We start from the raw sequence: 4,487 nt of genomic DNA on the forward strand, positions 1-4,487 counted from the left end.
TTGGCGGGCATCCTCGACCATCGCCTCGATCGCTTCGGGGCGGCGCGGATTAGCGAGCGGGCCCATATTCGTGCCGGCCTCGAGTCCGCTGCCGACCTTGAGCGCCCTGGTGCGTTCGGCAAAGCCGGCCGCGAACTTCTCGTAAATGCTTTCCTGCACGCTGAACCGGGTCGGCGCGACGCAGACCTGGCCGGCATTGCGGAATTTGTGCGTGACGAGGATGTCGAGCGTCTTTTCCAGATCGCAATCGTCGAACACGAGCACCGGCGAATGGCCGCCCAATTCCATCGTCATCTTCATGACCGTGTCGGCGGCGAGCTTCATCAGATGCTTGCCGACCGGGACCGAGCCGGTGAAGCTCAATTTGCGCGTGATCGGCGAGGCGAGGAGCGTGCGCGAGACCTGATCGGGGACGCCGAACACCATCTGCGCGACATTGCCGGGCAGGCCGGCATCCTGGAAGCAGCGCATCATCTCGATCGCGCTGCCGGGCGTCTCCTCGCTCGGCTTGAGGATGACCGAACATCCCGCCGCGAGCGCGGGCGCGATCTTCCGCACCGGGTTCATCGCGGGGAAATTCCATGCGCAGAAAGCCGCGACCGGGCCGACCGGCTGCTGCAACACCATCGAGCGCGTGCCGACCGGACGCGGCAGGACGCGGCCATAGATGCGCACGGTCTCGCCCGCGTGGAAATCGAGCAAGGCGGCGCTGGCGAGCACTTCGCCTTTGGCCTCCGCGGTCGGCTTGCCTTCCTCGATCGTCACGACGCGCGCGATATGGTCGGCGCGCTCGCGGATCAGGTCGGCGGTCTTGCGCAGGATCACCGCGCGCGCCTCGGGCGCGGTGACGCGCCAGGCATCAAAGCCCTTCTGGCTCGCGGCGAGCGCGCGATCGAGGTCGGCGGTCGACGCCAGCGGCAGATCGGCCAGCGTCTCGCCGGTCGCCGGATTGAGCACCGGCATCGTGTCGCGGCCATCGCCGCTCACCCATTCGCCGTCGATATAAAGGCCCAGCGCCTGCGGATAGGACGTCACCAAAAATCTCCTTGGGTCGTCGCGCGAACGCGCGGCGAGAGCCTGATCTTCATTGGTGGAAGCGCTGCGCGCTTCCGCTGATGACGTGAATCAGGCTCAATTTTAGTCGAGACCTTGATTCACAACCCAGGCGAAGCCTGGATCGATCAAGGTCGCCGTGGAAATGGCGTTTATCGCTGCGAGGACAAGTCCAAACTTTCGTTCGATGCCATGCCGGCCAGCCACAGCACAACGAACCCGGCCAGTGCGGACAGGATCGAGCCCGCCAGCACGCCCATCTTCACCTCCGCGATCAGCACGGGATCGGCGAAGGCGAGGCCGCCGATGAACAGGCTCATCGTGAAGCCGATTCCGCACAGCAAGGCGACGCCGTAGAGCTGGAGCCAGCTTGCCTGGTCGGGCCGCTGCGCGATGCCGAGGCCGACCGCCAGCCGCACGCCCACGAAGATGCCCGTCTGCTTGCCGACGAACAGGCCCGCCGCGACCGCGAGCGGCAGTGGCGCGAGCAGCGCCTTGAGGCCGAGCCCGGCCAGCGACACGCCCGCATTGGCAAGCCCGAACAGCGGTACCACCGCGAACGCGACCCAAGGGTGAAGGCCATGCTCCAGCCGGTGGAGCGGTGATGTCTCGTCGGGGCCCTTGTCGATTGGGATCGCCAACGCGGCCAGCACGCCCGCGATCGTTGCGTGCACACCGGACAGGAAGACGGCGAGCCAGAGCATGGCTGCGAGCAACAGGAACGGCGGCAACCGCCTCACGCCGAGCCGGCTCAGGCCGAACATGGCGGAGAGGATCGCGGCGGCCGCGGCCAAGGCGGCCAGCTTCAGGCCTGCAGTGTAGACGAACGCGATGATCGCGACCGCGCCCATGTCGTCGACGATCGCGACCGTCACGAGGAACAGCCGGATCGATGCCGGCACGCGGCTCCCAAGTAAAGCCAGTACACCGATCGAGAAAGCGATGTCGGTGGCTGCCGGAATCGCCCAGCCGCGCGTCAGGCCCGGCGTCTGCGCGGCCACCGCCAGATAGACGGCGGCCGGTACCGCCATGCCGGCAGCTGCCGCGACTGCGGGGAGGATTCGCGCCTGCCAGCTCGCGAGATGGCCGCACAGGAATTCGCGCTTAATCTCAAGCCCGACGAGCAGGAAGAACAGGCTCATCAGCGCGTCGTTGATCCAGTGGAGCATGGAGAGCGGGCCGAAATGCCGTTCCAGCAGGTCGAAATAGGTGGGGGCGAGCGGGCTGTTGGCGGCGATCAGCGCCAGGGCGGCGGCGGCGATCAGGACGATGCCGCCTGCGGCCTCGCTGGAGAGGAACTCCGCGATGATCGAACGGCGCGGGGCCGGAATCGGATCTTTCATGCCGGCCTCCCGCGTGATGCACGGGGCTTTACCGCCAAGTGCGACCGGGGGCCAGAATATGCGAACGCCGGCCGACTAATGTCGACCGGCGTCCGTGCATTCGAATTTATCGGATCAACAGAAGCGGTTGATCAGATTCTCCAGCCGCTCCTGGCGGCCCGACTTGGGCTTGGGGTTGATGTCCTTCGCCAGGACCAGATCGGCGATGTCGGCGAGCGAGCCCTTCGCCACGGCTTGGCCGATCTCACCGTCCCAGCCGGCATAACGCTCCTTCTTGAGCGCATCGAGCCGGCCGTCCTCGATCAGGGCGGCGGCATTGAGCAGGCCCTTGGCGATGACGTCGATCGCGCCGACATGGCCGTAGAACAGGTCGGCCGGATCGATGCTCTGGCGCCGCACCTTCGAATCGAAGTTGAAGCCGCCATCCTTGAAGCCGCCCGCGCGGAACACTTCGAGCATCGCCAGCGTGATTTCCTCGACCGAGTTCGGAAATTGATCGGTGTCCCAGCCATTCTGATGATCGCCGCGATTGGCGTCGATCGAACCGAAGATGCCGAGCGCATTGGCCATCGCCAATTCATGCTCGAACGTGTGACCGGCCAGAGTGGCGTGGTTGGCCTCGATATTGACCTTCACTTCCTTCTCAAGCCCGTAATTCTTGAGGAAGCCGAACACGGTCGCGGTGTCGAAATCATATTGATGCTTGGTCGGCTCGTGCGGCTTCGGCTCGATCAGGATCGTGCCCTTGAAGCCGATCTTGTGCTTGTGCTCGACCACCAGGTTGAGGAAGCGACCGAGCTGATCGAGTTCCTTCTTGAGGTTGGTGTTGAGGATCGTCTCATAGCCCTCGCGGCCACCCCACAGCACATAGTTGGAGCCGCCTAGGCGGTTGGTCGCCTCGAGCGCCTGGCGCACCTGCAGCGCGCCGAATGCGAACACTTCCGGATCGGGGTTGGTCGCACCGCCCGACATGAAGCGCGGATTGCTGAACAGGTTGGCGGTGCCCCACAGCAGCTTGATCCCGGTCTCGCCCTGCAGGCGCTCAAGATCGTCGACTGCCTCGGCCAGATATTGGGTATGCTCTTTGGCGTTGGTGGCAGCCGCCATCACGTCGACATCGTGGAAGCAATAGAAGGGGACGCCGAGCTTCTTGATGAAGTCGAAGCCCTCGGCGCGCTTCCATGCGGCGGCCTTGCTGTCCATCGCGCCGGCCAGCCATGGGCGGCCGAAGGTGGGCGCGCCGAAAATGTCGAGGCCGTTCCACGAGAAGGTGTGCCAGAAGCACACGGCGAAGCGGAGATGGTCTTCCATCCGCTTGCCGAGAACCACCCGATCCTTGTCGTAGAAGCGGTAGGAAAGCTCGTCGGTCGAGTCCGCGCCCTTGAAGGCGATCGGCGCGATATCGGCGAAATAGGTCGGTTGGACAGACATTACTGGCCTCTCATTTTCGGGCTGATGTGGGGATAGGCTTCGCGGAACGCCGCTTTCTTCGGCGCGAGAAGTTCGATGTCGGCCTGGTCAGGCTCGATAACGCGCTCGATCGGCGGCGGGGCGCAAACGTCGCGCGGATCGGCCTTGTCGACCGCGACCTGCGCCAGCCGGGCGGCGCCGAGCGCAGGGCCGACTTCGCCGCCGCGCAGATAGACGAGCGGTGTTTCGACCGCGGCGCTGATGATCCGGCCCCAATAAGCCGATCGCGCGCCGCCGCCGATCACGGAGAGCTGCGACACTTCGGTGCCCGCGTCGCGCAAGGCATCGAGCCCGTCGGCGAGCGCGAAGGCGACGCCTTCGAGCACGGCCTGCGCGAGCGTGCCGGCATTGGTCTCGTAATCGAGGTTGAGGAAGGCGCCGCGCACCAGCGCGTCGTTATGCGGCGTCCGCTCGCCCGACAGATAGGGCAGGAACAATTCCTTGCCGCGCGCGGGGCCGGTGCTTTCGGCGCGCGTGAAAAGCTCGGGGGCGTTGGCGGCGCCGGTCAGCTTGGCGACCCAATCGATGCAGGCGGCCGCGCTCAGATGGACCGACATCTGGTGCCACATGTTCGGCAGGCAATGGCAGAAGGCATGGACCGCGCGGCCCGGATTGGGGCGG

At 65.6% G+C, this 4,487-nt stretch carries 4 protein-coding genes; all 4 read right to left on the reverse strand.

Annotated features, from left to right (window positions below):
• Positions 1-1,038 (reverse strand): aldehyde dehydrogenase family protein (locus VK533_RS06120; RefSeq protein ID WP_414712284.1); only part of this gene is annotated, 1,038 nt, incomplete at its 3' end.
• Positions 1,039-1,205: 167 nt separating this feature from the next.
• A complete protein-coding gene (gene nhaA / locus VK533_RS06125; protein WP_324375978.1) occupies positions 1,206-2,396 on the reverse strand; it encodes a Na+/H+ antiporter NhaA in 1,191 nt (396 codons plus the stop codon).
• 114 nt (positions 2,397-2,510) lie between these two features.
• Positions 2,511-3,827 carry a xylose isomerase gene (xylA, locus tag VK533_RS06130; RefSeq protein WP_324375979.1) on the reverse strand — a complete coding sequence of 439 codons (1,317 nt, stop codon included), beginning with the start codon at positions 3,825-3,827 and terminating at the stop codon, positions 2,511-2,513.
• The coding region (locus tag VK533_RS06135) for an FGGY-family carbohydrate kinase (RefSeq protein ID WP_324375980.1) at positions 3,827-4,487 on the reverse strand (661 nt) is incomplete at its 5' end. The genes xylA and VK533_RS06135, both read right to left, overlap by 1 nt.

Source organism: Sphingomonas sp. (assembly GCF_035317925.1).
Lineage (GTDB): Bacteria > Pseudomonadota > Alphaproteobacteria > Sphingomonadales > Sphingomonadaceae > Sphingomonas_I.